27 protein-coding genes are annotated in these 21,594 nt (G+C 67.8%); 9 read left to right on the top strand and 18 right to left on the bottom strand.

Annotated elements, in window-relative coordinates; genetic code table 11:
- Positions 1 to 118 precede the first annotated feature (118 nt).
- Positions 119 to 1,348, bottom strand: coding sequence for a DNA polymerase IV (gene dinB / locus FBY28_RS12460; RefSeq protein ID WP_141867150.1), 1,230 nt, complete (start codon positions 1,346 to 1,348; stop codon positions 119 to 121).
- Between the two features lie 25 nt (positions 1,349 to 1,373).
- Positions 1,374 to 2,006, bottom strand: coding sequence for a TetR/AcrR family transcriptional regulator (locus FBY28_RS12455; protein ID WP_019510629.1), 633 nt, complete (start codon positions 2,004 to 2,006; stop codon positions 1,374 to 1,376).
- 77 nt (positions 2,007 to 2,083) lie between these two features.
- Here FBY28_RS12455 and FBY28_RS12450 point away from each other — a divergent pair, with 77 nt between their 5' ends.
- Positions 2,084 to 3,553 carry a flavin-containing monooxygenase gene (locus tag FBY28_RS12450; protein ID WP_019510630.1) on the top strand — a complete coding sequence of 490 codons (1,470 nt, stop codon included), beginning with the start codon at positions 2,084 to 2,086 and terminating at the stop codon, positions 3,551 to 3,553.
- A 160-nt stretch (positions 3,554 to 3,713) separates the two neighbouring features.
- Here the strand turns inward: FBY28_RS12450 and rraA are convergent, their stop codons facing one another.
- From rraA to FBY28_RS12425, 6 genes are all read right to left on the bottom strand, one after another.
- Positions 3,714 to 4,202, bottom strand: a complete 489-nt coding sequence (rraA, locus tag FBY28_RS12445; protein ID WP_141867148.1) for a ribonuclease E activity regulator RraA — start codon at positions 4,200 to 4,202, stop codon at positions 3,714 to 3,716.
- Complete coding sequence (locus FBY28_RS25885; RefSeq protein ID WP_174241501.1) at positions 4,199 to 4,345, bottom strand: hypothetical protein; 147 nt, start codon at positions 4,343 to 4,345, stop codon at positions 4,199 to 4,201. Before FBY28_RS25885 ends, rraA begins: the two co-directional genes overlap by 4 nt.
- Positions 4,346 to 4,528: 183 nt before the next feature.
- A complete protein-coding gene (locus tag FBY28_RS12440) occupies positions 4,529 to 5,011 on the bottom strand; it encodes a hypothetical protein (RefSeq protein ID WP_141867146.1) in 483 nt (160 codons plus the stop codon).
- A 60-nt stretch (positions 5,012 to 5,071) separates the two neighbouring features.
- Positions 5,072 to 5,998: a CopD family protein gene (locus tag FBY28_RS12435; RefSeq protein ID WP_216847647.1), complete on the bottom strand. Its 927-nt coding sequence runs from the start codon at positions 5,996 to 5,998 to the stop codon at positions 5,072 to 5,074.
- Positions 5,995 to 6,510: a copper resistance CopC family protein gene (locus FBY28_RS12430; RefSeq protein ID WP_141867142.1), complete on the bottom strand. Its 516-nt coding sequence runs from the start codon at positions 6,508 to 6,510 to the stop codon at positions 5,995 to 5,997. Before FBY28_RS12430 ends, FBY28_RS12435 begins: the two co-directional genes overlap by 4 nt.
- The gene (locus tag FBY28_RS12425) at positions 6,507 to 7,163 is read right to left on the bottom strand and encodes a DUF6474 family protein (protein WP_141867140.1); all 657 of its coding nucleotides are present in this window, start codon (positions 7,161 to 7,163) and stop codon (positions 6,507 to 6,509) included. The genes FBY28_RS12430 and FBY28_RS12425 overlap by 4 nt, the downstream gene beginning before the upstream one ends.
- A 354-nt stretch (positions 7,164 to 7,517) precedes the next feature.
- Between FBY28_RS12425 and FBY28_RS12420 the strand changes: the two genes are divergently transcribed.
- A complete protein-coding gene (locus tag FBY28_RS12420) occupies positions 7,518 to 8,009 on the top strand; it encodes a hypothetical protein (protein ID WP_023985011.1) in 492 nt (163 codons plus the stop codon).
- Positions 8,006 to 9,151, top strand: a complete 1,146-nt coding sequence (locus FBY28_RS12415) for a hypothetical protein (protein ID WP_141867138.1) — start codon at positions 8,006 to 8,008, stop codon at positions 9,149 to 9,151. Before FBY28_RS12420 ends, FBY28_RS12415 begins: the two co-directional genes overlap by 4 nt.
- Positions 9,152 to 9,215: 64 nt before the next feature.
- Here FBY28_RS12415 and FBY28_RS12410 read toward each other — a convergent pair whose 3' ends face one another.
- The 4 genes from FBY28_RS12410 to FBY28_RS25880 all read right to left on the bottom strand — a co-directional run bounded on the left by FBY28_RS12410 (position 9,216) and on the right by FBY28_RS25880 (position 11,660).
- Entirely contained in the window at positions 9,216 to 9,614 is a 399-nt protein-coding gene (locus FBY28_RS12410; RefSeq protein ID WP_019513377.1) for a helix-turn-helix transcriptional regulator, read from the bottom strand.
- Positions 9,615 to 10,051: 437 nt separating this feature from the next.
- Positions 10,052 to 10,585 carry a hypothetical protein gene (locus tag FBY28_RS12405; RefSeq protein WP_019513376.1) on the bottom strand — a complete coding sequence of 178 codons (534 nt, stop codon included), beginning with the start codon at positions 10,583 to 10,585 and terminating at the stop codon, positions 10,052 to 10,054.
- A gap of 163 nt (positions 10,586 to 10,748) precedes the next feature.
- Positions 10,749 to 11,372 (bottom strand): superoxide dismutase, encoded by a 624-nt coding sequence (locus tag FBY28_RS12400; RefSeq protein ID WP_141867137.1) that lies wholly within the window; start codon positions 11,370 to 11,372, stop codon positions 10,749 to 10,751.
- Between the two features lie 132 nt (positions 11,373 to 11,504).
- Positions 11,505 to 11,660: a hypothetical protein gene (locus FBY28_RS25880; RefSeq protein WP_174241614.1), complete on the bottom strand. Its 156-nt coding sequence runs from the start codon at positions 11,658 to 11,660 to the stop codon at positions 11,505 to 11,507.
- A 411-nt stretch (positions 11,661 to 12,071) separates the two neighbouring features.
- On the opposite strand from FBY28_RS25880, the gene FBY28_RS12395 reads away from it, so the two are divergent.
- The 3 genes from FBY28_RS12395 (at position 12,072) to FBY28_RS12385 (ending at position 14,268) form a co-directional block, all read left to right on the top strand.
- Entirely contained in the window at positions 12,072 to 12,395 is a 324-nt protein-coding gene (locus tag FBY28_RS12395; RefSeq protein WP_141867134.1) for a rhodanese-like domain-containing protein, read from the top strand.
- Between the two features lie 96 nt (positions 12,396 to 12,491).
- The gene (locus FBY28_RS12390; RefSeq protein WP_216847646.1) at positions 12,492 to 13,430 is read left to right on the top strand and encodes a DUF4328 domain-containing protein; all 939 of its coding nucleotides are present in this window, start codon (positions 12,492 to 12,494) and stop codon (positions 13,428 to 13,430) included.
- 4 nt (positions 13,431 to 13,434) lie between these two features.
- Positions 13,435 to 14,268 (top strand): glycerophosphodiester phosphodiesterase, encoded by an 834-nt coding sequence (locus tag FBY28_RS12385; protein WP_141867130.1) that lies wholly within the window; start codon positions 13,435 to 13,437, stop codon positions 14,266 to 14,268.
- 22 nt (positions 14,269 to 14,290) lie between these two features.
- Here FBY28_RS12385 and FBY28_RS12380 read toward each other — a convergent pair whose 3' ends face one another.
- Positions 14,291 to 14,836: a ferritin gene (locus FBY28_RS12380; protein WP_141867128.1), complete on the bottom strand. Its 546-nt coding sequence runs from the start codon at positions 14,834 to 14,836 to the stop codon at positions 14,291 to 14,293.
- Positions 14,837 to 14,954: 118 nt separating this feature from the next.
- Complete coding sequence (locus tag FBY28_RS12375; RefSeq protein ID WP_141867127.1) at positions 14,955 to 15,869, bottom strand: LCP family protein; 915 nt, start codon at positions 15,867 to 15,869, stop codon at positions 14,955 to 14,957.
- On the opposite strand from FBY28_RS12375, the gene FBY28_RS12370 reads away from it, so the two are divergent.
- Positions 15,853 to 16,239, top strand: a complete 387-nt coding sequence (locus FBY28_RS12370) for a hypothetical protein (RefSeq protein ID WP_141867125.1) — start codon at positions 15,853 to 15,855, stop codon at positions 16,237 to 16,239. The genes FBY28_RS12375 and FBY28_RS12370 overlap by 17 nt on opposite strands.
- Positions 16,240 to 16,256: 17 nt before the next feature.
- On the opposite strand, the gene FBY28_RS12365 is transcribed toward FBY28_RS12370, so the two are convergent.
- Together FBY28_RS12365 and FBY28_RS12360 are read right to left on the bottom strand one after the other, a co-directional pair.
- Positions 16,257 to 17,024, bottom strand: a complete 768-nt coding sequence (locus FBY28_RS12365) for a CPBP family intramembrane glutamic endopeptidase (protein ID WP_141867123.1) — start codon at positions 17,022 to 17,024, stop codon at positions 16,257 to 16,259.
- Between the two features lie 18 nt (positions 17,025 to 17,042).
- Positions 17,043 to 17,849, bottom strand: a complete 807-nt coding sequence (locus FBY28_RS12360) for a DUF2470 domain-containing protein (RefSeq protein WP_141867121.1) — start codon at positions 17,847 to 17,849, stop codon at positions 17,043 to 17,045.
- A 113-nt stretch (positions 17,850 to 17,962) separates the two neighbouring features.
- Between FBY28_RS12360 and pheA the strand changes: the two genes are divergently transcribed.
- Positions 17,963 to 18,877, top strand: coding sequence for a prephenate dehydratase (gene pheA, locus FBY28_RS12355; RefSeq protein ID WP_141867119.1), 915 nt, complete (start codon positions 17,963 to 17,965; stop codon positions 18,875 to 18,877).
- Positions 18,874 to 19,557, top strand: coding sequence for a histidine phosphatase family protein (locus FBY28_RS12350; protein WP_141867117.1), 684 nt, complete (start codon positions 18,874 to 18,876; stop codon positions 19,555 to 19,557). Before pheA ends, FBY28_RS12350 begins: the two co-directional genes overlap by 4 nt.
- A gap of 223 nt (positions 19,558 to 19,780) precedes the next feature.
- Here FBY28_RS12350 and FBY28_RS12340 read toward each other — a convergent pair whose 3' ends face one another.
- Positions 19,781 to 20,119, bottom strand: a complete 339-nt coding sequence (locus tag FBY28_RS12340) for a metallopeptidase family protein (protein WP_216848079.1) — start codon at positions 20,117 to 20,119, stop codon at positions 19,781 to 19,783.
- A 16-nt stretch (positions 20,120 to 20,135) separates the two neighbouring features.
- Positions 20,136 to 21,548: a septum formation family protein gene (locus FBY28_RS12335; RefSeq protein ID WP_141867113.1), complete on the bottom strand. Its 1,413-nt coding sequence runs from the start codon at positions 21,546 to 21,548 to the stop codon at positions 20,136 to 20,138.
- Positions 21,549 to 21,594 lie beyond the last annotated feature (46 nt).

The raw sequence follows: 21,594 nt of genomic DNA, 5'->3' as shown, positions 1-21,594 counted from the left end.
CCCCAAAGGCGATGTGGGCCTGCAGGGCGAATGCCGCCGTGACTTTCGCCGTATCGCTGAATGCGTTCATGGCGCCATGCTGCCGCAGAGCGGCTGTGCGGCGAATCGGTGAGACTACTCAATCCGGCAGCATCGGCATCTCCAGTCCCGGATCGCGACCCAGTAGCACCCCACGGGTGACCGAGGCGTTGCCGAAGCGCTGGCGGACCTCGTCGACGGCCGCGTCCAGCGCATCGTGATCAGCCGACGCGCCGAAGGGCAGCTCCAGCTGTGCGGCACCATCGCGATCGATATTGGACACCGCGAAGCCGATGAGCGTCAGCCCGCGTTCTGCGATCAACGGGACCGCGGCAGCCATCAGGTCCCGCGCCGCCGCCAGCACCGCATCGGTGGACGAGGTCGCCCTCGGCATGGTGTGCGACCTGGTCACCCGGCCGAAATCGGCAAACCGTAGGCGCAATACAACCGTGCGCCCGGTGCGTCCCGATCCGCGCATCCGTCGCGTGATGCGGTCCACGAGATTGATGACGACGGCATCGATTTCGGCTGCGGACATATCACTGCCCGACCACCCCAACGCCCGCTGCGCCCCCACCGAGCGTCGCCGGACGCCGGAGCTGACCCGGCGGCGGTCGATGTTGTGCGCCAGGGCGAACAGTTGCCTGCCCATCGCTGGGCCGACCATGGCACCCAGGGACGTCTCGCTCAGTTCGGCGACATCGGCCACCGACTGAATACCGTGCGCGCGCAGCTTGTCGGCGGTCTTGGCGCCGACGCCCCAGAGCCGACGGACCGGCAAGGGATGCAGGAATGCCAGTTCGCCGTCCGGCGGGACCAGGAGCAGGCCGTCGGGTTTGGCCTCCTGGCTGGCGACCTTCGCCAGGAATTTCGTGCGGGCGATGCCGACGGTGATGGGCAGCCCGACATCCACGCGGACCCGATCCCGCAACTGCGCGCCGATCTGTATGGGCGTGCCCGACACCCGGCCGAGACCGCCCACGTCGAGAAAGGCTTCGTCGACCGACACCGGTTCGACGAGCGGCGTGGTGTCGTGGAAGACCTCGAACACGGCGCGGCTCGCCTCGAAGTACGCCCGCATCCGCGGGGGGACGACGACTGCCTGCGGGCACAGGCGCTTGGCCTGGTGGCCCCCCATCGCCGTGCGCACGCCGTAGGCCTTGGCCTCGTAGCTCGCCGCGAGCACGACTCCGCCGCCGACGATGACCGGACGGCCCCGCAGGCTCGGGTCATCGCGCTGCTCGACGGAGGCGTAGAACGAGTCGAGATCAGCGTGCAGGATGACCGCCTTCTGCGCCGACGATCCAGCAGTCGCACCGGACACGAACATATGTTCGCATCTGCCTCCGACAAGATCAGGGTGCGGTGCCGTAGATGCTGGTCAGCCAGATGTGGGTGAGGGTGTCCACGACGCGATCGTGTTGGACCGACGGTCGGTCCTCGGCGAGGGCCGCCATCATCATCTTCTCGTTCATCAGGTTCAACGAGGTCGCGAGATCAAGGGCGGGCAACGTGTCCGGGGCCGCGCCGCGCTGCCGTTCGGCGTTGATCAGTGCGGCGGTCAATCCGATCCACTTCTGCATCAGACCGGCCCACACGGCCCGGAATTCGGGAACGCTGTGGACGGCCTCCACTCCGGCGCGCGCGGTGGCCGGGTGTGACCCGAAGGAGCTGAAGAAGATCTCGATACCGCGCCGAATCGCCTTGTGTGGTTCGGCGGGCATGGTGTCCATGGCGTTGTCGAAACCGGTGTCGGCGCGCTTGATCAGCGGATCCATCAGCGAAAGCAGCACCGCCTCCTTGGAGGCGAAGTAGAAGTAGAAGGTCGGGCGCGAGATGCCGGCCCCCTTGGCCAGGTCGTCGACCGAGATGTCAGAGAAGGACCGCTCCTGGATGAGTCGGGATGCGGTGTCCAGGATCGCCTGCTGTCGTTCGTCCCCTGAGGGCCGCGCGGCACGACGTCCGCGACTCGGGCTGGCGGTGGTCACGGCCCAACCTTAACACCGTGTCGACTTTCTCAACACACCGTTGACTCAGTCAACACCATGTTGATACCGTCGGTCCCATGAACGAACACTTCGACGTCGTGATCGTCGGTGCCGGCATTTCCGGTATCAGCACCGCGTGGCATCTGCAGGACCGCTGCCCATCCAAGAGCTACGTCATCCTGGAGCGTCGGGAGAACATCGGCGGCACCTGGGATCTCTTCAAGTACCCCGGTATCCGCTCGGACTCCGACATGTTCACCCTCGGGTTCCGGTTCAAGCCGTGGACCTCGTCCCGGTCGATCGCCGATGGCGCCTCGATCTGGAACTACATCAACGAGGCCGCCGTCGAGAACGGCATCGACAAGCACATCCGCACGGGTCAGAAGGTCACCGCGGCGGACTGGTCCGATGCCGACAACAGGTGGACCGTCACCGTCGAGGTCGACGGCCAGGAGAAGCAGATCACCGCTTCGTTCCTGTCGGTCTGCAGCGGCTACTACAACTACGACGAGGGCTACTCGCCGACCTTCGCCGGCGCCGAGGACTTCACGGGCAAGATCATCCACCCGCAGCACTGGCCGGAGGATCTGGACTACGCGGGCAAGCGGATCGTCGTGATCGGGTCCGGCGCGACCGCCGTGACCCTGATCCCGTCGCTGGTCGACGGGGGAGCCGGTCATGTCACGATGCTGCAGCGCTCGCCGACCTACATCGGCGCCCTGCCGCTGGAGGATCCGGTGGCAGCGCAGGCCAACAAGTATCTGCCGAAGAACATGGCGCACTTCGTGAATCGCTGGAAGGCGATCGGCTATGCCACCGGCCAGTATCAGATCGCTCGGCGATTCCCGTCGGTGTTCAAGCGTGCGTTGCGCCAGATGGCCACCCGTCGACTGCCCAAGGATTTCGACTACGACAAGCACTTCAGCCCGCGCTACAACCCGTGGGACGAGCGAGTCTGCCTGGCCCCCAACGGTGATCTGTTCAAGACCATCCGCTCCGGCAAGGCCGATGTCGTCACCGACACCATCGAGCGCTTCGACGAGACCGGAATCCAGCTGACCTCCGGGCAGCATCTGGACGCCGATATCATCATCACCGCAACGGGTTTGAACATGCAGCTGTTCGGCGGCGCCAAGGCCCTGCGCAACGGCGAGCCGATCGACCTGACGAAGTCGATGACCTACAAGGGGCTGATGCTCTCGGGTGTGCCCAACATGGCGATCACCTTCGGCTACACCAACGCGTCGTGGACGCTCAAGGCCGACCTGGTGTCCGAGTTCATCTGCCGGGTGCTGAACTACATGGACGACAACGGATTCGACCGTGTCGAGGCGCAGCATCCCGGATCCGCGGTCAAGGAAGAGCCCTTCATGGACTTCACCCCTGGCTACTTCCGCCGGGCCATGGACACACTGCCCAAGTCGGGTTCGGAGGCGCCGTGGCGGCTCAAGCAGAACTACTTCATCGACTTGCGCACCATCCGGTACGGCAAGGTCGACGAGGAGTCGCTGTTGTTCACAAAGCACCGCGCGGCCGTCTCGGCCTGACCCTCAACAGACGCGTATACCCCCGAAATGGGTTCATTTCGGGGGTATACGCGTCTGCTCGCCAGTGGGAGGTGCCCCAGTCGGCGCAATGCAGACGGGGTGAGGAGGCCTATTCGCAGCCTCCGGCGACGGGCTTATGCGTCGCCTCCGGCGACGGGGCTTATGCGTCGCCTCCGGCGACGACCACAATCCCGTCCTCGTCGCTGTAGGCGATCTCACCGGGAACGAACGTCACGCCACCGAAGCTGACTTCGATATCGCGTTCTCCGGCACCGGTTTTCGTTCCCTTGCGCGGATTGGTGCCCAACGCCTTGATGCCGACGTCGATGGTGCGCAGCGCCGCCGCATCCCGCACCGCACCGTGCACGATCACCCCGGCCCAGCCATTGTCGGCCGCGAGCCCGGCGATGATATCGCCGACCAGCGCGGTGTGCAGCGAACCGTTCCCGTCGACCACCAGGACGCCACCCTCACCGGGAGTCGACAGGATCGACTTCAACAGCGCGTTGTCCTGGAAGCACCGCACAGTCGTGATCGGACCGGCGAACGCGGCGCGTGCACCGTAGTTGCGCAACTGGAGATCACAACTGCGGACGTCGGGGTAGATCTCGTCGACCAGATCGGCCGTGGCGCGGGGCTGGACAGTCATTCCATGATGCTATCGATGACGATGTCGTGCACGAACTGGGCCAGCCCCGACGGCTCAGCGGCGCCGAATGCGGTGGTGCCGAAGATCTCGACCTGCTCCTGGGCGGTCAATGGGATGCCCCAGCGGTGCGCTGCACGCTCCACACGTCGGCATCGGTGTCACCGCAGTACCCGGCGGCGGTCCGCACGCTGGGCGCCTCCACCCGATGTGGTCGTAGTGATGCAGAGTGCGCACAGAGACGCCGGTGAGTGCGGCGACACTGCCGACGGTCCGTTAGTCCCTGCCCTTGGCTATGAGCCCTGAGCCACGTCAGGGTCAAGTGCGGATCAGGAGTCGTTGTCTCCGCGGCGGGACAGCAGGACCACGATGACGGCGAGTAGCCCGACGGCGACGGCCACGGCCAGCGGCAGCCGGGACTGATCGGGCCCGACTGCCGGTGCGACGACAGGGCCGGGCGACGCGGTCGCGACAGTCGACTTGGCCTGGGCGGCAACTTCTTTGGCGGCTTCCTTGGCGATCGCTGTCGGAGCCGCCGGCGCCGGGGTGGCCTTGACCGGTGGCGCCTTCTTGGCGGGGGCCTTTTTTGCAGGCACGGCCTTCTTGGCCGGGGCAGACTTCTTCGCCGGCGCGGCCTTTTTGGCGGGGGCCTTTTTGGCGGGTACAGCCTTCTTGGCCGGGGCGGCCTTCTTCGCGGGCGCGTTCGTCACCGGCTCAGCCTTCTCGGCCGGCGCCGACTCGGCGGGCCCGTCCGCGGGCAGAGCCGATTCAGCCGGGTCCTTCTGCTCGGGAAGGTCCTGCTCGTCGGCCATGTCTGTTGCTCCTTTGCAGGAAGTGGTCGGAATTCCCATCATGCCAGCTCCCGGATTCGGCTAACCGGTGACCGCCAGCGCGGCCGCCAACATCAGCGCCACCGCCATCAGTGCCAGCTCTATGCCCGAGCGCCGACTGGAGCCCTCGGCGCTCACCCGGTGCCCGCGCGCCGAAGGCACCCATGACCGCCGGTTTCGCCAGGCCAGCACCATCAACGCCGCGGTGACCGCCACCTTTGCCAACAACAGCCGCCCGTACCCCGTCGCCACCAGCGCCGACGGCGAATCCAGCGGAACCGCCGCTGCCGCACTCACGATGCCGCCCGCGATCAGGACCAGCACACACCACAGCGACAACATCGAGAACCGCGGCAACAAGCGCGCCCACTGCCCGCGGTGCCGCACCGTCAGCAGCATCGCCGCCAGCAGCCCACACCACACGGCCGCGGCCAGGACGTGCAGGGTCACCGCGACACCGCCGAGCGGGCTTTCGGAAAGGTGACCGGACAGCGTGCGTGCGGCAAGGCCCAGCGCGGCGATACCGGTGATCGTCGCTGATGCCACGGCACCGCGAGCCGCGATCGCGGCCGCTCCGACGGCGGCGGCACACAGCACCGTGATCAGGTCGGTGCGGCCGGCAACGGTCGCCGTCGCGTATTGCAGTGTGGTCCCGACCGCGAGATCGCCGATGTCCACCGCTGCGGTGGCGGCAGCCGCGGTGATCAACCGCACGAGTTCGGCGGCCAGCCACAGCCACGCGGCCGTGGCCAGCGCGGGCGATCTGCGGGTCGCCAGCTCGGTCCGATAACGCGCGACGTCCAGATACGGCAGTACGGCCAAGCCCAGCACCACCACCGCCGCACCGTCGGCCAGCATGCGGGTCGACGCGATCGGCACCGACAGTTGGGGACGCGCCAGCGCCCAGGCCAGCACCACACCAGCCGTCGCGACCAGGACACCCTGCCCGGCGCGCCGCAGCCCGCTCACGAACGTCGGCGTCGGCTCCACCACACCCCGGCGCCGACGAGCACCACCGCGCCCGCGACGAAGGGCCATACCGGCAGTCCGCGCTCGACCGCCGGGTCGGCGGCCGCAGGCGCGGCGACCGGCGGACCCGGTGTCGCGGTGCGGGCCACGGTCAGCTCGAACGACCAGGATCCGCTGATGACGTGTCCGTCCGCGGAGGTGACACGGTAATTGGCGGTGTAGGTGCCCGCCGGACCGAGCGGGCGCAGGTCGACCTCGGCCACCGGACCGGTGATCCGGGGGTCCCCGGTCGACCAGAGGTTGCCGTCCGGACCGACGACCGTCATCGCGGCGAATGCGCTCTGCAGGTCCTCGCTGAAGGTCGCCCGGACCGTGCTCGGCGCCTCAGCCAACTGCGCATCGGCCGCCGGATCGGAGGACACCAGCGCGGCGTGCGCCGACGCGACACCGGCGCCGCTGGAACCGAGGAGGGCGAACAGTGCCGCGACCACGGCGGCAAGAAGCCGGATCACGGCAACCCGAGCCGGGCCAGGACGTCAGCGTCGATACCGTCGAGCTGATCGCCGATGGCCGCGTGCGCCTGCCGGCGGCGCGCTGACGGCATGTTCTCCGCGGCCGTCACCGCTGCCGCGAGATCGGTGAGCCGATCGTTGATCGCGGAGACGAAGGCGCGCGTCTCGGCATCCTTGGGGTTCTTCTCGGCGACCCGGCGCACCGCCTGCTCGGCGCCGGTGATGCGTGCCGACAGCGCGGCGCCGTGGCCGGAGAACTGGCCCACCTGACTCAGCGGGACGCCGAGCTGATCCGCGCGCCGTTGGTCGAGCAGACCACGAACCGCGATCGCTCCCCGATACGCCAGCGGCACCAGCACCGGAGCCAGCAGACGCGACACCGTCAGCGCACGGCGGATCTTGATCGGCGAGAGCAGCTTGCCCTCGCGCACCGCCTTCAACTGGGTTTCGGCCACCTTCAGGGCCGCGCGGTCGCTGTCGTGCTGAGCCTTGAGCTGCGCCTTGACCGCTCGGGTCGCCGCCTTGCGGTCGGCCTTGATGCGCCGGGCGTCGTTCTTGGCCGCCAGCCTGGCCTCGAGCTTGGCCTTCGCCTTGATCGCCTTGGCTTCGGCGCGCCGTGTCGCCCGGCTCTTGCGTCGCTTGAACAGGGCCATCGGCGGCGCCTCCCGGTCATAATCGTCGATGTGTCATGCGGTCGGCACAGCACATGCCTACGTCGCGGCCAACCCTATCGCTCTTACCATGCCCCGCATTTCGCTGCCCCGCCGACCTGGCCGAGGAATGGCGCCAGCAAACACATCCGACATGGTGTGCGAGAATTGCCGGAAGGCCTGCGGATCTGCCTGCCGACGTGCAAAGGATGGTGACGACGTGCATTCGGAGCCGCGCCAGCAAATCCGGCAGCGCCGTCGCCTCGGCGGGCAGGCCGGGGTGGCTCGCGAGTTGAGCGTTTCACTCCCGTTCAGCGAACGTCAGCGCCATAGTGGAATGGTCGGAAAGGAGATCTCATGCCTGCGAGCCGTCGGGTGACCCGTGCCGTGAGTTCCGTTCTCGATCTCGCCCCGCGCCGGGGTGAGGTCACGCTGCCACGTCTGGTCGAGGCCGTCGCCGACGACCAGGGCCGCCCGATCCAGATCAAGATGGCCGATCTCCCCGCCGGAGTGTGCGGTCAATGGCGTCAGTACGCCGATCACGACGTCTTCCTGATCCAGAAGGGGTTGCCGGCCTGGGACCGGACGCTGGCCCATGAACTGGGCCATCTGGTCCTCGGACATGCCGGCACGCCGGTCGTGGAGGCCGCCCGCGAGGTCACCGAGCTCGCCGGCTCTGACCTGATCGGCTACATGCTCAATCAGCGCACCGGCTGCATGGGCCCGGCGGGTGAGGAAGCCGAGCAGGAGGCCGAGGATTTCGCGGCGTTGTTGATCTACCGATTGGGCCGGTTGCCCTCGGATCGATCGTCGATCGTGCAGGTTCGGCTCGGGGAGGCGTTTGGTTGACGGTCTGGGTGATCGCCGGTCTGCTCGGACTGGCCACCGGCCTACGAATCGGCTGGGCGTTGGTGAACAAGCAATCCCTGGTGAGTACTGCGATGATCCTCGCGCTGGGGAGTCTGGGCATCGTGGCGGCCCTCAACTGGCAGCCCCTGACCCTGCTCATTGACACCGCGTTGCGCTGGCCCAATGTCTCGGTGGCGCTGAGTCAGGTGGCGTTGATCGCGTGCGCGGCGGGCAGCTGCGTGATGATCACGACGGTGGCCTCCGATCGCACGCCGGCCACCATCCGCCGGATTGCCGTCGGGCAGTACGTCTTCGCCGCCGGCATCGCCGTGGTCACCCTTGTCGGGTTCTTCCGTAGGGAGAAGGAAGCCGAGATGGCGCCCGAGGAGTACCTGCGTCGGCACCTGGCGCCGGGCGGCTCCTCGGCCTGGCTGCTGCCGATGCTCTACGTGCTTCTGGCGTTGACACTGGTCGCATGGGCGGGAGTCCGCCACTCCAATCGCACCCGACGTGGGCGGGCGCTGTTCGTCTTCAGCATGGGCATGGTGCTCATCGTGCTGGCGAGCGCTTTCTTCCTGCTTCGCGCAGTCGGAACCACCGACGCGCTCGGCGTCGGCGCAGCCGCGACACTGTTGGGCTGCGCCATGGCGGTCGTCGCCGGCGGGGCGCTGTTACCCAGCATCGAGGACTGGTTCGGCGCGCGCCGCGAGATGCGGATGATCGCACCGCTGCTGGCCGAACTCAACGAGCGTCACCCGGATGTCGGTATCGGTGTGCGACCCCGCGGACCGTTGTTGTTCCGGGTGGCCGAGCAGATGTCCCTGATATCCGACTCGCTCTACCTGGAGGCGATCGCCGCCGAGAGTGAGCATCGCCGTGCCACCTCGGTGGGTGCCAAGCCCGATACCGAACAGGCGCTCAACATCGCCGATATCGCCGACCTGGACTCACCGCCGGTGCCCGCCGAGGAACAGGCTCGCGGCATCGCCAGGTGGATATACGAGGGCCGCGACGACACCGCGGCCGATACGCACGCGTCGTTCCCCGGCTTGAACTGGCTACGCCAGCCGATGACCTTGTCCGACCGGGAATGGATCCTGGCGATCGCCGAGCAGTATCAGGATCTGGTCGAGCACCCCTGAACGCACGAACGGTGCCGCGCGCTCATGCGCTCGGCACCGTTCGGTTGGTGATCCGTGGAGGGATTCAGCCGTCGAGGTTCTCCCGGCGGCGCAGCTCGTCGACCTTCTGCGCGAGATCCTGCTGCGACTCCTGCGACAGGCCGACGGTGCGCGCGGCGATACGGCGCACGCCCTCGTCGCGCATGCTGGCCAGCCAGGTCAGTTCCTTGTCGAGCTTCTCGTAGTACTCGTCATCGGTGAAGTAGGCCGGCTTGATCCGGAAGAAGTTGGCCAGGGCGGTCATCGTGGTGGCCGACGGGTTCGTACGGTTGCCCGAGCGCAGCTGGGAGAGATACGGAGCGGACATCGTGACGCCCTCGGCCTTCAGGGCGCCGATCACCTCAGCAGACGTATGCGGTCCCCGGCCCGGAGGGTAAACCGTATCGAAGAGGCGGTTCAGTCGGGCGGCGAACGTCTTGCTCATCTAACTTTCCTCCACATGGCGTACGAGCGGAATGCACGTGCTTCGTATTTGCTGATCATCGTAGCGAGAGTTAACGCCACAACCAAGTGCAAACCACTGAAAAGTAACACTACCCCCAGTTTGGGTGTCGGGCGAGGGCATGTAGTGCACGTCAACGATGTGATCGCCGAAACGCTGTCAAAGCTGGCGAAGAAAATAATGACGCAGACGTTGTTTTGCCGAGATCAACTGATCTTGACATGTTGTCACTCTGACCCCAGAGCTGATCGCCTGTGCGCAGGCGTCACACAGCAAAGACGGTGGTCTGCTTTGCTGGGGTAACGGGCGAAGTCCAGGGCAGGTAGACACCCGCCACCTCGACGGGTGCAACAGAATTGCTGGCCACTACGCAGCCATTCCCGCCGGTTCGTGGCCGAACCGGTACCGATGCGGGCGGCTCAGGCGGCCAGCAGCATCGCCATGATGGCGGTGTCCGGATGGCTGATCGGATCGACGCCCACCCGGCTCACCATGGAGGTGATGGTGCCGTCGGATTCCGCTTCCACCCATGCCGCCCTGTGCTCCAGACCGAGGTGCGGAATCCCGGGCAACAGGACGCATCCGGAGGCTGCGCCGGCGCACTCGGGTAGCGACGGCGTCGTCTCCGACGGCGGGTGCAGCATCAACAGTGCGGGCGGCTGGTGGTCGGCGAAGAACCCGGGCGGCAGCGCCGAATCCCCCACCACCGGCCCCTCGGCGAGGACGAGTCCGACCGTGCCCGGCTCGGGCTGATCGGGAAGTTCTTCTCGCACACCGAAGATCGTCGTGGTGGACAGCAAGCCGGGCAGTGAGGCCACCCGGACGGCGACGATCAGCAGCTGCGCCCATTCCTTGGTGGAATCCGGCCAGCGGCCCGAGACCACGAACCCCTTCAGGGTGCCTCGCGAATGGAACGGGGCAATCTCGATCGCCTTACCGGCACCGGTGTCCATCTGGCCTCCCGACAGTCGCTCGCTGCTACTCCGACACAGCTGTGGGTCGCTGTGACTCAGGATGCTGCAGTGGCGGGTTAGCACGCAAGAGGAGCGGAGTGCCAACCAGATGCAGGAAGCCCCGCGTGCCATGGCACGCGGGGCTTCCGACGAACGGGGGGACTTACCCGAAGATGAGGCCGCCGGTCTTGGTGGTGGCGCGTGTGTAGCGGTCCTGGACGTCGGCCCAGTTGACGACGTTCCAGAAGGCCTTGACGTAGTCGGCCTTGACGTTCTTGTACTGCAGGTAGAAGGCGTGCTCCCACATGTCGACCTGCAGCAGCGGGATGATGCCCAGCGGGACGTTGGCCTGCTGGTCGTAGAGCTGGAAGGTCAGCAGGCGGTCGCCGAGGCTGTCGTAGCCCAGGACGGCCCAGCCCGAGCCCTGCAGTCCGTTGGCTGCCGCGGTGAACTGGGCGCGGAACTTGTCGAAGCTGCCGAACTGGTCGTCGATGGCGGCCGCGAGGTCACCTTCGGGCTTGTCGCCGCCGTTGGGGGAGAGGTTCTTCCACCAGATGCTGTGGTTGACGTGGCCGCCGAGGTGGAAGGCCAGGTTCTTCTCGTTGAGGAAGATCGCCGACTGGTCGTCTCCTGCGCGGGCCTCTTCGAGCTTGGCCACGGCGTCGTTGACACCCTTGACGTAGGTGGCGTGGTGCTTGCTGTGGTGCAGTTCGTTGATCTGGCCGGAGATGTGGGGTTCCAGGGCGCCGTAGTCGTAATCGAGGTCGGGCAGGGTGTATTCAGCCACTGGGTTCCTTCCTAGTCATGGGGATCGCGGTGGAGTTCGGCGTCGGATATCTCGACAACAAGCTCGAGCTCAACCTTGCTCCATCCCTGGGCGCACCGCAAGGAGCGGGTCCCGGCACGCTCGGAAGGCGGCTCAGAACAGGACGATGACGGCGAGTACGCCGATCAGGACGAGCGCGATGACGGCCGCCCGGATGAGGGCCACGACCTGGTTGTTGGTGTAACGCGGCGACGACTGCCAGTCCGACGGCGGGACCGCCGATCCTTGCCCAAGCGGGTGTACTGCCATCAGACGCTCCTGACCTGCACGATCAACCTGTCCCCCCAGTGAGATCTGTCACACGGACTGTTGTGACGCCGATCATAGACCGTGTTTGCCGCGCAGAAAAATCGAGTCTGTAGATCGCTCGGTCGGTTGCCCCGGAGTCCGAATCCGACAGATTGCAACCGGTCGAAAAATGCCGTCTCGGAAAGTTAGATGGCCAATATTTTTGCTCAGCGGATGCGCCGCTTGTTGATCGGCAGGGGCCTTCGGGTGGGGTTTATCCACAGGCTCTGGGCGGATTCACAGCTGAGGCCGGGCTCTGAGGGCCAAATCGGCCCCCAGCCTGTGGATGAATCTGTGGAAACTGTGGATAGCAAGGACATTGCTGCCGGGGAATCGATGCGCGGTCGCCCGGGCCATGCCAGCATGGTCGGCATGTCTGACGGAGATGTGCAGCAGATAGAGGTCGGCAAACTGCCGGCGGAGTTCGGAGCCGATGCCGTTTTGCTCGATGTGCGCGAGGACGACGAATGGCAGAGCGGGCACATCGCCGGCGCGCAGCACATCCCGATGGGAGATGTGCCCGCGCGGATCGATGAGATCGACCGCGACGCCACGCTGTACGTCATCTGCCACGCGGGTGGGCGGTCCCAGCGTGTGGCCCAGTATCTGGCCCGCAACGGCTTCGAGCCGATCAACGTCTCCGGCGGCATGCTGTCCTGGGTACAGGCGGGCCGTCCGGTCAGCTCGGGGTCGTAGGCTGGTCGCGTGATCCAGGTCTGTGCCCAGTGCGGGACGCGGTGGAATGTGCGCGACCGCCAGCGGACGTGGTGTCCACGCTGCCGCGGCACTCTCATGGCGCCCGGGTCCGAACCGGCAACCCCGGCACAGCCGCCGCGGCCGTCCGGTCCCGGAAAACCCCCGTCCGGTTACCGCTGGATCGCGGTACGGCCGGGAGCCCCACCACCGCCGCGACGGCGTCCCCGACCGCTGGGGCCGACCCCGCGGTACAGCGCGATCCCGCGATGGGGGCTCTACGACAGGTTCGATCAGGCTGCGGGCGCCGAGGCCACCGAGACGGGCCGTCGGGGCCCGGCTCCGAGCGCGGTGCGGCTGGTTGTGGTGACCACGCTGATCCTGCTCGGCGCGGCCGCGGTGCTGCACATGCTGCGTTACGCCTTGATGCTCTACAACCGCGGTGCTCTGCTCAATCCGTTCGTCGCCGGGTTTGCGACGTGGGTGCCCGTGGCGGCCAGCGCGTTCGCCTTCTTCGGGGTGCTGGCCAGCGGGCTGATCCTGACCAATTGGCTGATCGCGCGGCGGGCCGCGGCGTTCGCCCACCAGGGGGCCGAGGATCCGCGCACCCCGGGTCGGCTGTGGATCGGTTGCATGGTCCCGCCGATCAACCTGGTCTTGGCCCCGGTGTACGTCGTCGAATTGGCCAGGCTGGAACGTCGACGCGGTCTACGGATCGTCAGTTGGTGGATCACGTGGTTCGTCAGCTACGTCGTGTCGATCGCCTCGATCGTCACCACGATCCTGACGGTCTTCTACACCGACACCCAGCGCATCGCCGACAACACGGTCATCACGACGATCGCCTACCTTGTGGCGCTGGCCACGTTGCTGCTGGTGTGGCAGGTATATCAGGGCTTCGAGCGGACGCCGGTGGACCGCCCGGCGCATCGCTGGGTGATGGTCGCGGCCGAGCCGCCGAAGACCTCCGATCCCGCCGTTGAGCCGATGGAATCTGTCGCTACGGTTGAGGCTGAAGACCGGAACCCGGCAGCATAGCGATATGACCGCGGGTGAGGCAGCCGAAGGCGCGCAGACCGGACACCCGTTCGTCGTCGCCCATCGCGGTGCATCCGCGGAGCGCCCCGAGCACACCGTTGCCGCCTACGAGCTGGCATTGCAGCAGGGCGCCGACGGCGTCGAGTGCGATGTCCGGCTCACTCGCGACGGGCACCTTGTCTGCGTGCACGACCGCCGGGTGGACCGCACCTCCGACGGGACCGGCCTGGTGTCGGAGATGACGCTCGCCCAGTTGCGGGAACTGGACTTCGGTTCCTGGCACACCGGTGGCCGCGACGGGGGCGGGGGTGGGGACACCGGCCTGCTGACCCTGGACACGCTGCTGACGTTGGTGCTCGACAGCAAGCGGCCGGTCAAGATCTTCGTCGAAACCAAGCATCCGGTGCGCTACGGAGCGCTCGTCGAGAGCAAGGTGCTCGCGTTGCTGCACCGGTACGGCGTCGCCGCGCCGGCTTCGGCGGACCTTGCGCGGGCAGTGGTGATGTCGTTCTCGGCGGCCGCGGTCTGGCGGATTCGCCGGGCGGCGCCGATGCTACCGACGGTGTTGCTCGGCGAGACCTCGCGTTTCCTCGGCGGCAGCGCGGCCACCACGGTCGGGGCGACGGCGGTGGGGCCGTCGATTGCGACCTTGCGGGAGCATCCCGAGTTGGTGGACCGCGCCGCGGCGCAGGGACGTGCACTGTATTGCTGGACCGTCGACCATTACGAAGATGTCCGGTACTGCCGGGATCTGGAGGTGGCGTGGGTGGCCACCAATCACCCCGGCCGTACCAAGGACTGGTTGGAGAACGGACTGACCGGCGCCGGCCGAGACTGACTCACCGGGCGGGCGGGAACCGTCAGAGATTGCCGCCCGCGGCCTTCGGTGCGCTCGGGTCGGCAGTGGCGGTGCTCAGCTCGCGGGCCACGAAATCCTCCAGATGGAACAGGTTCGAGCCGGCTCGTTCGGCAATCCGCACCAGAGTGGTCATCGTGGCGACCTCTTCGACCTGCTCCTTGAGGAACCACTGCATGAACTGCTCACCCAGGTAGTCGCCCTCGTCGCGGGCGACGCTGGCCAGCCGGGACACCTGTTCGGTGACGGAGCGTTCCTGCTCCAACGCCAGGCGCAGGGCCTGGGCCGGAGTCTCGAAGCTGTTGAGGACGGAGTCCACGCCGGGGATCTCGACGTCGACATCGCGGTCGAGGAGGTACTGCACCAGCATCATGGCGTGATTGCGTTCCTCGACAGCCTGTCCGTAGAAGTGCGCGGCGAGCCTCGGCAGGTCGGATCCGTCGAAGTACACGGCGATGGCGATGTACTGCTGCGACGCGGTGAATTCACTGCGGATTTGCTCACGCAGGAGGCTGTTGAACTTGGTTTCGAGTGTGGTTGCGTCGGTCATGATCACCAAGATAGACCAGGTCAGACGGCGTGTCATCCAAGGTGAACCTTATTCAGGTTAGCCACTCCTAAACGCTGTGACGGCGGTTACAGGGCGGCGGAAAAGTTTGCTGGAATGGTCAGGGGTGGTCGGTGTCGAGCACATCGGCAGGAACCGCGGTGTCGGCGGCCAGCGCCGCGAAAAGCCGCTCGGCCGCCGCACTGTCCCACACGACGATGGACCCGACATCGCTGGTCGTGTACTCCGCGATCGGCACCGTCGTCGTGATGGGGTCGCCCTGAAGGGCCCAGCCGAGCCGCGCCAGATCCCAGATATGACCGCCCTTGTCGACGCTGACGGCGTCGGCCGCCGCGTCGACCATCGGATACCAGCGCAGTGGATTGAGCAGCACGGAGGGACTGGTTGCCCGTTTCAGCAGGGCGGACATGAACGCGCGCTGGTTGATCATCCGGTCCAGATCCGCGCGCGGGGTGGCCCGGGACCTGACGAAACCCAGCGCGTTGCGCCCGTCGAGTTCCTGGCATCCGGCGGGCAGGTCGATACCGGCGAGCGGGTCGATGATCGGCTCGGCCGGGCACATCGTCACCCCGCCGACGGCATCCACCAGCTGGGCGAATCCCCCGAAACCGACCTCGGCGTAGTGATCGAGCCTGATGCCGGTGGCCTGTTCGACGGTCTGCACCAGCAAGGGTGCCCCGCCCAGCGCGTAGGCGGCATTCAATTTGTCCTGGCCGTACCCCGGTATCGACACATAGGAGTCCCTGGGCAGCGACACCATGGTGGGTGAGGCTCCGCCGAACAGCCCGCCGATGTGCAGCAACAGCACGGTGTCGGTGCGCCCGTTGCCGAGGTCACCGCCGGTGGCCAGGGTGTTCTGCTCGTCGACCGACAGTTCCTGCCTGCTGTCCGAGCCGACCAGCAGCCAGGTGGTGCCACGACCGGCCGGTGGCCGATCGGGATAGTCGGGCAGCGCGGCGATGCGTTGCAGCGCGGAGTCCAGCCACAGTGTGCCGCCGATGGCGGCACTGGTCATCACGATCAGGATGGCGGCCAGGACGGCTCCCCATCGGCGGGCTCGGTGCGGGCGGCGGGTTTTCGTGGCGGGCGGCGGCGGGGCCGGTGGTCGCGGTGCGGGCTGCCTGCGCACTGGGGGAGGTGGCCCCGGGTGCCGCCGCGGCGGTGCCGCGCGTGGGGTGGGCGGCGGTGCCGCGCGTGGGGTGGGTGGCGGTGCCGCGCGTGGGGTGGGTGGCGGTGCCGCGCGTGGGGTGGGTGGCGGAGGCATGCGGGGCGGCGGCGTCGCCGGATTCGGTGGCCATGTCGGTGGCGGCCGGTGGCCCGAGCGGCGGCGGATCTCCGGCACGGGTTCGCGCGGCGACCGGTCGGAGTTCACTCTGCGAATGTAGCGCTCACCGCGACGATCTCAGCCCAACCAAGCCAGCTCGTCGGCGGCCAATGAGTAGCCGACGAAGGCCACCGCGTCGATGAGTCCGTGCGCGACGATCAACGGCCACAGCCGACCGGTTCGCAGCCAGACGTAGCCGAACACCAGGCCCATGACGATATTGCCCAGCCCGGCGCTGTAGCCCTGATACAGGTGGTAGGTGCCGCGCAGCAGCGCCGAGATGAGAAGTGCGACGGCGGGTGTGATGCGCAGCTGCCGCAGGCGGGTGATGAGGAAGGCCACGACGACGATCTCCTCGGCCCACCCGTTGGCGAATGCGATGGCCAGCAGCAGCGGAATCCGCCACCAGGTGTCGTTGATCTCGGCAGGTTCGACGGCGGCGCTGAGGCCCAGTAGCCGGGCGCCGATGTACAGGGCGAGCCCGGGCAGCCCGATCAATGCGGCGAGGCCGAGTCCGCCGGTCAGGTCGGGGTGTATCCGGAATCTGCCGAGTCCGATCGAGGCGGGCCCGTAACCGCTGCGCCACAACAGGTACAGGGCCAGTGCGCCCCATCCGATGAGTTGCGCGAACGAGGCGATGTTGAGTCCGAGGTCGATCAGGTCGAACGGCGATCGGCGTTCGTTGAGGGTGACCGTCTGACCGCTCAGCCCCAGCAGCGCCGCCTCGATCAGGCGCAACGATGCGGTGTACGCGCTCAACCCGAAGGTGACCGCCAGCACGACGCCGATCTCGAGGCGGATGGTGCGCGAGGGCAGATGTTCGCTCGGCAGGGACGGACCGGTCACCGCGCCAGGCTAGACGGATCAGATGCGGCGCGCGCGCAGCCCGTTGAGGAACGGGCAGCCCATCAATACCCGGATGGCCTGGCTCAGTCCGGTCACGTCATCGACGGGTTTGGCGAACGGCAGGCGCACGTCGTGGTCACCGGAGGCGTCCTCGACGCGCAGTTGTACGCCGTAGCGGTCCAGGCCCAACGGCCGGACCCGGCCGCTGCGCAGAGTGTGCGGCAGCCGGTCGGCCAGTCGGTCGACCACGTCGCGGTGTGCCGATTCGAGGTGGCGTAGCCAGCACGATTCCAGGCCGCAGAAGGGGTCGGGATCGGCCGCGAGCAGCGCACCGAGGCCGACGGACTCCGCGCCGGTCGAATCGGCCACCACGACCGATTCGATCTCCAGGCGCGCCAGTGCGTACGGGGTCTCGTCGTCACGACCGCCGATGCCGGTGTTCACCTGTAGCAGAGCGGGATTGGGGTTCTCGGTGGCGATCACGTCCAACATGGGCGCGACCTCGGCGTCGGGTACCAGGAACATCCGTCCACGAATCCACACCAGCGCGCGCACCGGTTCGCGCAGGGGCAGGGGCGCGTAGTCGGTCATCTCCAGGACGGCTTGGATGCCTGCCGATCCGGCCGAGACCGCCATGCCGGTGATCAGTCCGTCGGCCGGCACCGTGATGGCGAACGACCCGTCGGCGAGCAGATGGTGCACCGGGGTGGCGATCGGCTCGATGGACGTGGGCCCGTTGAATCCCTCCACGGCCAGCATTGCCCCGCCGGCGCGTGCGCATGCGCTGCGGATCCGTTCGGCTGTGGTCGGCGCCGTCACAGTCATCTGCCACCTTCCCTTAGTGAGGTAAGCCTTACTTAACTACAAGTCGCCCGGACTGCGCAAGGTTTTGCTCTCGGCGTAGTGGCCGGCAACCCCCGGCCCGATAGTGTTGGGGCGTGCCACGCATCGCCTACCTCGGTCCGGAGGGGACGTTCACCGAGGCGGCCCTGCTCGCGCTGGCCGGGTCCGGCGCCATACCCGGCGATATCGAGCCCATGCCCCAGGCCAGCCCCGCCGCCGCGCTGGAGGCCGTTCGGGAAGGTGTCGCCGACTACGCCTGCGTGCCGATCGAGAACTCGATCGAGGGATCGGTGTTGCCGACGCTGGACGGTCTGGCCGTCGGCACGCCGTTGCAGATATTCGCCGAGCACACGTTGGACGTCGCGTTCAGCATCGTCACCCGACCCGACACCTCCGTCGAGCAGATCAAGACCGTCGCGGCGTTCCCGGTGGCGGCGGCCCAGGTGCGCGGCTGGTTGTCCGCCGAGTTGCCCGACGCCCAGATCGTGCCAGCCAACTCCAACGCCGCGGCAGCCAAGGACGTCGCCGGCGGTCACGCCGATGCGGGGGTCAGCACGGCTCTGGCCGCCCGCCGCTATGGGTTGGCCGAACTCGCCGCGGGTGTGGTCGACGAGCCCAATGCGCGGACCCGCTTCGTCCTCGTCGGGCCTGCGGGCCCGCCACCGGCGCGCACCGGCGCCGACCGGACCTCGGTGGTGTTGCGGTTGGACAACGTCCCCGGTGCGCTCGTCGCGGCGATGACCGAGCTCTCGGTCCGCGACATCGACTTGACCCGCATCGAATCACGGCCCACCCGCACCGAATTGGGCACCTACAAGTTCTTCCTGGACTGGGTGGGACACCTCGAGGACGAGGCCGTCGGCGATGCCCTCATGGCATTGCACCGGCGCTGCGCCGAGGTGCGGTTCCTGGGCTCCTGGCCCACCGGTGCCGCGGTCGGGGCCTTGCCCCCGCAGGCGGACGAGGCAGGTCGCTGGCTGGCACAACTTCGGACGGGAGGATCGGCATGACGGGGCGCCTGGTGCTGGTGCGGCACGGCCAGTCCCATGGAAACGTCGAGCGCCGCCTGGACACCCGTCCGCCGGGGGCCGCGTTGACCGACCTCGGGCATCAGCAGGCGCGCAGATTCGGCCAGAGCTGGTCACAGCCGGTGGGAATGGTGGCGCATTCGGTGGCGACCAGAGCCCGCGAGACCGCGGCCGGTATCGCCGCCGGACTGGCAGTGCCGACCCATCAGTTCGACGGTATCCACGAGGTGCAGGTCGGCCACCTGGAGAACCGCAACGACGATGCCGCGATCGACGCGTTCGAGGCGGTGTACCGGCGCTGGCACGACGGCGATCTCGATGTCCCGGTGCCGGGCGGCGAGACCGGCAGGCAGGTGCTCGACCGGATGGTCCCGGTGCTCACGGAGCTGCGGCTGCGCCACCTCGACGACCGGCGCCGGACCGAGGACATCCTGGTGGTCAGCCATGGGGCCGCGATCCGGCTGGTGGCGGCGGCCCTGGCCGGTGTCGACCCGACCTTCGCCCTGGAGAATCACCTGAGCAACACCGAATGCGTGGTGCTCAGCCCCATCACCGACGGCCGCTGGAGCTGCGTGCAGTGGGGCACGGCGACGCCGCCGTTCACCGTGGCGGCGCAGCCGGACGCTCAGGAAGCCGAGGCCGACGCCGGCCCGATGGGCTGAGCGGCGCGGTCCTCGACACATTCGCAACCGACGGCGAAACAGTCGATGGTGAAGGTGTGCGCCACTTCCGGGCTGCGGCAATCCGGTTCCGTGCATTCCGGGCGGAGGCCGATGTGCACGATCACGGTGCCGTGGCAGTGCTCATGTTCTGCTTCGCAGTCACGACAGATCCCGCTCATCTGACCAGTGTCCCACCGGCCACCGACAGCGGGCGGTTCCCACGCTAGCCCCAGCCCAATTCGTGCAGCCGTTCGTCGTCGATCCCGAAGTGGTGGGCCAACTCGTGGACCACGGTGATGGCCACCTCCTCGACGACCTCGTCCTCCGAAGCGCACATCTCCAGCAACGCGTCGCGATAGATCGTGATCGCATCGGGCAGGGCGCCGGCATAGGTCGAGTCACGCTCGGTCAACGCGATGCCCTCGTAGAGGCCGAGCAGATCGGGTTCTTCTGGGTGGCGGTCTTCGACAAGGAACACCACGTTGTTGGCTGCCCTGGCCAGATCGGCGGGAATCAGGTCGAGCGCATCGGAGACGAGTTCCTCGAAGCGCCGGACGCTCATCGTTACCGGCACGCGGTCAGGGGATCGGCGGTCCGGGCGGCGGCCCGATCACGGGCTCAGGCACAACAGGCGGGGGCACGGCGCCGTCGACCGGCGCGCCCGGTGGCGGCGGTGCCGGTGCGGGCACCGGCGGACCGTTGAGGAAGGTGTTCCCGCCGGCGGGTGTCTCCGTCGCCGGAGCCTGGGTGGCCTCCTGGGTCTGCTGACCGGGCAGGTGCTCGTTGGACTGCGTCTGATCCGCGGTCGACCCACCGCCGGAGCCACTGCCGGACCCGCTACCGCTGTCGCTCTGGTCGTAGGTGATCTGCGACGAGGTATCCACCGGCGGCATCGGGATGGCCGGGATGCTCAGCCGTTCGTCGGGGATGTCCGGCGGCGGCACCGGTGGCCGGCCGTTGATCATCAGGGGCCCCTTGGCGCTGTTGAGCAATGTGGACCAGCCGCCGTTGCCCAGCGTCGCGCCGATGCTGCAGGACACCTGCCGGCTGCCCGCCGACCAACTCGGCAACGCGATGGTGCTGTAGACCAGCGTCAAGGTGGTCGTCCGCAGTTCCAGCGGTGCCAGGTATGCCTCGGTGACCCGTGCGCAGTTGTCCTTGACGAAGGTGTCCTGATCGGCCTCGGCGGGCAGGCCCTGCGGGAAGTTGTCGGCCAGGTTCACCGACCCGGTGACCTCAAGGGAGTGCGGGCCCGCACAGTCGACCGGGATGTCGGTGGGCTGGTTGGTGGCCGGGTCGATGCCGAGGCAGGTGCCCGCGGGCCACACCTTGGACTGGTCGATATCGGCGACCTTGCCTTGGAAGGCCTGCTGCTGGTTGTTCGCGCCGGGCAACTGCAGACCGCACAGCATGCGCCGCTCGCCGGCCTGGCGCCAGGCCTTCTCGCCCGACCACAGCAGGCTGACGGTGAACCGCCCGTTCGGGTCGAAGCGATCACCGAGATATCGCTGCACCGCGCTCTGGCATTGCTCCTGGCTGATCTGTTGGATGCGGGCCGGTGACGGCGGCGCGGCGTCCGGGCCGTACTCGGTGCCGGGGAAGGTGCGCATATCGACGGACTCGGCCACCTCGAAGCGATGCTCGGTGGTGCAGTCGACGATCTGGGCGGCGTCGGGGGTGCGTTCGGGCCAGTTCAGGCAGTCGCCGCCCTTGGCCTTCTCGAACGTGCTGTTACTGCGCAGGCCCAGCGCACCGGTCCCGGTGTTCAAGCCGGCCAGCCGGCCACCGGCGGCGGTGTCGGGAAGGACCGTGATGACGCCGGCGATCATCAGGCCGCCGAGTGCGGTGAGCAGCAGTGCCCGTCGAGTCGGGCTCAACGGGTTGCTCAGCGACAGCGCGCGGCGCCAGCGGGAATCCGGCTTCGACGAGGGCTGGGCCTCGGTCGGAAACGGTTCCGCGGCGGCGGGCTCGTCCTCGGGTGGGTGCGACATCGCCTCCCATTGTGACAGGCGTGTCACGACATGTGACAAGTGATGC

The organism is Arthrobacter sp. SLBN-53 (assembly GCF_006715585.1).
Taxonomy (GTDB): domain Bacteria; phylum Actinomycetota; class Actinomycetes; order Mycobacteriales; family Mycobacteriaceae; genus Mycobacterium; species Mycobacterium neoaurum_A.
Note: the sequence above shows the minus strand (reverse complement) of the source record. Positions and strands in the feature narration are given on the sequence as shown.

Excerpts from the sequence above, each read along its gene's own strand:
- FBY28_RS12385 (WP_141867130.1), top strand. The coding sequence starts at position 13,435 with ATGACCGCGGGTGAGGCAGCCGAAGGCGCGCAGACCGGACACCCGTTC.
- FBY28_RS12405 (WP_019513376.1), bottom strand. The coding sequence starts at position 10,585 with ATGGACACCGGTGCCGGTAAGGCGATCGAGATTGCCCCGTTCCATTCG.
- FBY28_RS12350 (WP_141867117.1), top strand. The coding sequence starts at position 18,874 with ATGACGGGGCGCCTGGTGCTGGTGCGGCACGGCCAGTCCCATGGAAAC.
- FBY28_RS12360 (WP_141867121.1), bottom strand. The coding sequence starts at position 17,849 with ATGACTGTGACGGCGCCGACCACAGCCGAACGGATCCGCAGCGCATGC.
- FBY28_RS12390 (WP_216847646.1), top strand. The coding sequence starts at position 12,492 with ATGGCGCCCGGGTCCGAACCGGCAACCCCGGCACAGCCGCCGCGGCCG.
- FBY28_RS12340 (WP_216848079.1), bottom strand. The coding sequence starts at position 20,119 with ATGAGCGTCCGGCGCTTCGAGGAACTCGTCTCCGATGCGCTCGACCTG.
- FBY28_RS12440 (WP_141867146.1), bottom strand. The coding sequence starts at position 5,011 with ATGGCCGACGAGCAGGACCTTCCCGAGCAGAAGGACCCGGCTGAATCG.
- FBY28_RS12375 (WP_141867127.1), bottom strand. The coding sequence starts at position 15,869 with ATGACCAGTGCCGCCATCGGCGGCACACTGTGGCTGGACTCCGCGCTG.
- rraA (WP_141867148.1), bottom strand. The coding sequence starts at position 4,202 with ATGACTGTCCAGCCCCGCGCCACGGCCGATCTGGTCGACGAGATCTAC.
- FBY28_RS12335 (WP_141867113.1), bottom strand. The coding sequence starts at position 21,548 with ATGTCGCACCCACCCGAGGACGAGCCCGCCGCCGCGGAACCGTTTCCG.
- FBY28_RS25880 (WP_174241614.1), bottom strand. The coding sequence starts at position 11,660 with ATGGCAGTACACCCGCTTGGGCAAGGATCGGCGGTCCCGCCGTCGGAC.
- dinB (WP_141867150.1), bottom strand. The coding sequence starts at position 1,348 with ATGTTCGTGTCCGGTGCGACTGCTGGATCGTCGGCGCAGAAGGCGGTC.
- FBY28_RS12450 (WP_019510630.1), top strand. The coding sequence starts at position 2,084 with ATGAACGAACACTTCGACGTCGTGATCGTCGGTGCCGGCATTTCCGGT.
- FBY28_RS12420 (WP_023985011.1), top strand. The coding sequence starts at position 7,518 with ATGCCTGCGAGCCGTCGGGTGACCCGTGCCGTGAGTTCCGTTCTCGAT.
- FBY28_RS12370 (WP_141867125.1), top strand. The coding sequence starts at position 15,853 with ATGGCGGCACTGGTCATCACGATCAGGATGGCGGCCAGGACGGCTCCC.
- FBY28_RS12410 (WP_019513377.1), bottom strand. The coding sequence starts at position 9,614 with ATGAGCAAGACGTTCGCCGCCCGACTGAACCGCCTCTTCGATACGGTT.
- FBY28_RS12425 (WP_141867140.1), bottom strand. The coding sequence starts at position 7,163 with ATGGCCCTGTTCAAGCGACGCAAGAGCCGGGCGACACGGCGCGCCGAA.
- FBY28_RS12395 (WP_141867134.1), top strand. The coding sequence starts at position 12,072 with ATGTCTGACGGAGATGTGCAGCAGATAGAGGTCGGCAAACTGCCGGCG.
- FBY28_RS12380 (WP_141867128.1), bottom strand. The coding sequence starts at position 14,836 with ATGACCGACGCAACCACACTCGAAACCAAGTTCAACAGCCTCCTGCGT.